A 2,936-nucleotide genomic window follows, 5' to 3' on the forward strand; every position below is an offset into this window, starting at 1 on the left:
CGATACCGCTTGGCCGGGCGTACCCCCAGTCCCGGCTCGGTGGCAAACACGAACGGCCGCAGGTACAACGACTCCTCGCCACCGGCCGGCGGAACCCACGCCTTATCGACGGCGACCAGTTGACGCAACGACTCGATGAACAATTCGTCGGGCAACTCGGGGATCGCGATCCGCCGCGCCGAGGCTCGCATCCGCGCGGCGTTAGCTTCGGCACGGAACGAGACGATCGACCCGTCCGGCCATCGGTAGGCCTTAAGTCCTTCGAATATCTCCTGCGCGTAATGCAGCACGATCGCCGACGGATCCAGCTCAATCGGGCCGTACCCGATGACCCGTGCGTCGTGCCAGCCGACTCCATCGGTGTAATCGATCGACACCATGTGGTCGGTGTGATACCTGCCGAAACCGGGGTCGGCGAGTATCGCGTCACGCGCCTCGTCGCTGGTCGGGTTCGTGGCGCGGGAAACCGTGAACTCGAGGGCGTCGCTGCTCATGCGCGCCGCTCTCCCCCGCAAGCGGGAGGTGCCCCCACCCCATCGCTGCGTTGTAAATTGTCGCCGGCGCGGCTCATGAATGCGATTCTATAACCGGGCGCTACCGGGTTTTTGGTTCGACAAACGGTGGACGCACGACTTCGCATTCAACCGCTCGGCCCCGAACATCGACGGTGACATGCTGACCGTCTTCGACGCCCGCGTCGCTATCGATCAGCGCCAACCCGATCCCGGCTTTCAGCGTCGGAGAAAATGTGCCCGACGTGGTGACTCCGACCTTGTTGTCGCCGTCGAGCACGGCTAGGTCTGGTCGCAGCACACCGCGGCCCGTCGCGCGCAGGCCGCGCAGCAGCCGCGGCGGACCCGCCTCCTTTTCGGCTAGCAGCGCGTCGCGGCCGAAGAAGGCATCCTTCTTCCAGCCGATCGCCCAACCGCATCGGGCCTGCAGCGGCGAAATATCGGCCGAGAGTTCGTGACCGTGCAACGGATAGCCCATCTCGGTGCGCAGCGTGTCGCGCGCACCGAGGCCGGCCAACTGCCCGTCAGCTCGCTTCACGGCGTCAACCAGCGCATCGAACACCACGCCGGCGGACTCCCAAGAGGGCAGCAACTCATAGCCTTGCTCGCCGGTGTATCCGCTGCGGCAAACCCGCACTGGCACTTGTGCGAACGTCGCGTCGGCATAGCCCATGTAGTCCATGGAAGTCGGCAGCCCCAACCCGGCAAGCACGTCCGCCGACCGCGGTCCCTGTACGGCTAACACCGCATAAGCGCGATGCTCGTCGGTGATGGTGAGCCCGACCGGCGCAGCTTTCTGCAGCGCGGCCACCACCGCCGCGGTGTTGGCGGCATTGGGCACCAGGAAGATCTCCTCGGGCCCAACGTAATACGCGATCAGGTCGTCGATGACTCCGCCAGATTCGTTGCAGCACAAGGTATATTGTGCTTTTCCCGGCTCGATACGGTTCAGGTCGTTGGTGAGCGTTGAGTTGACGAATTCTGCGGCGCCGGGCCCGCGCACTAACGCCTTACCCAGGTGGCTGACGTCGAACAAGCCGACCGTGGTGCGGGTTGCGGTGTGCTCGCTGACGGTGCCGGCGTACGACACCGGCATCAACCAGCCGCCGAACTCGGCGAAGCTCGCGCCAAGCTCGCGGTGGCGGTCCTCGAGTGGTCCGTGCAGAAGGGTGCTCACGGCATTCGACCCTAATCCGGGCCATGGCTGGCACACTTGGGCAGGTGGTCGACTTTGCCGCACTGGAGGCTGCCGGGATCGCCAATGCGCGTGAACGCGCCGGCCTGATCGAGTACTTGGCGGGCCTCGGTTTCACCGCGGACGAGATGGTCGAGGCCGAGCGTCACGGCCGGCTCTTCGGACTCGCCGGTGACGTGCTGCTGTTGTCCGGTCCCCCGATCTACACCCTGCGGACCGCCGCGGATGCGATCGGCGTGGATTTGGCGGAGGTCGAACACGGCTGGGCCATGCTGGGCCTGACCGTTGCAGATCCGGACACCCCAGCATTGAGCCAGGCCGACGTCGACAGCCTGGCGACCTGGGTGGCGCTGCGGATGCAGTTTGGCCCCGACGCCGGGGACGGCTTCTTGCGGGTCCTCGGCGCGACCGTGGCCCGGCTGGCCGAGGCCATATCGTCGATGATCCGGACCAGTCAACCCAAAATGTGGCTCGGCCTCACCGGGGACGAGCTAGCCACCGCGCAGGTCTACCGCGACGCCGCACAGTTCGTCCCTCGCGTCGGGGCAATGATCGACGCCGTCCACCGCCACCACCTGGTCAGCACTCGAACGTTCATCGAAGGCGTGGTAACCGGCCCGTCGGCGGGCAGCGTGGTTTGCGGCGTTGGTTTTGCCGATCTGTCCGGCTTCACCGCGCTGACCCAAAAGATGACCCCCGCGGAGTTGTCGGCAATGCTCACCGAGTTCGGCAACACCGTCAGCGACGTGGTGCACGCCGACGGCGGGCGCATAGTGAAGTTCCTCGGTGATGCCGTGATGTGGGTGAGCTCCGACCCGGAGCGGTTGGCAAAAGCCGCGATCGACCTCGTCGCCCATCCCCGGGCGCGGGAAGCCGGAGTGCAGGTCCGCGCCGGGCTGGGCTACGGCGAAATCCTGACCATCAACGGTGACTACTTCGGCAACGCGGTTAACCTGGCCGCACGACTTGTCGCCGCGGCATCACCGGGGCAGATCCTCGCCGCAGCGGAAGTGCATGAAAAGCTGCCGGACTGGCCGGCGACTGTCATGGATCCGTTGCAGCTCAAGGGTTTCGACGAGCCTGTCGTGGCCTATGACCTGGACCGCGACGTGCGTCGTTAGGGTTGATGCTCGTGAGCACACAACCTGGTTACCCCGCCCCTGCCGTCACCGTCGCCTCCGCGCTGCCGCGCCGCGGCGCCGGTTCGGCGGTGTTGATCGTCCCGGTGG

General features: G+C 66.1%; 2 protein-coding genes and 1 pseudogene. 1 reads left to right on the plus strand and 2 read right to left on the minus strand.

All coding sequences use genetic code 11. The annotated features are described in order from the left end of the window. Together WB785_RS06380 and gcvT are read right to left on the minus strand one after the other, a co-directional pair. Positions 1-494, minus strand: a pseudogene (locus tag WB785_RS06380) (branched chain amino acid aminotransferase); the annotation flags it as partial. Positions 495-594: 100 nt separating this feature from the next. Next, positions 595-1,689 carry a glycine cleavage system aminomethyltransferase GcvT gene (gcvT, locus tag WB785_RS06385; RefSeq protein ID WP_424077931.1) on the minus strand — a complete coding sequence of 365 codons (1,095 nt, stop codon included), beginning with the start codon at positions 1,687-1,689 and terminating at the stop codon, positions 595-597. A gap of 23 nt (positions 1,690-1,712) precedes the next feature. Here gcvT and WB785_RS06390 point away from each other — a divergent pair, with 23 nt between their 5' ends. Further along, a complete protein-coding gene (locus WB785_RS06390; protein ID WP_424077932.1) occupies positions 1,713-2,828 on the plus strand; it encodes an adenylate/guanylate cyclase domain-containing protein in 1,116 nt (371 codons plus the stop codon). Positions 2,829-2,936 lie beyond the last annotated feature (108 nt).

It is taken from the genome of Mycobacterium sp. (assembly GCF_049585075.1).
In the GTDB taxonomy this organism is placed as follows: domain Bacteria; phylum Actinomycetota; class Actinomycetes; order Mycobacteriales; family Mycobacteriaceae; genus Mycobacterium.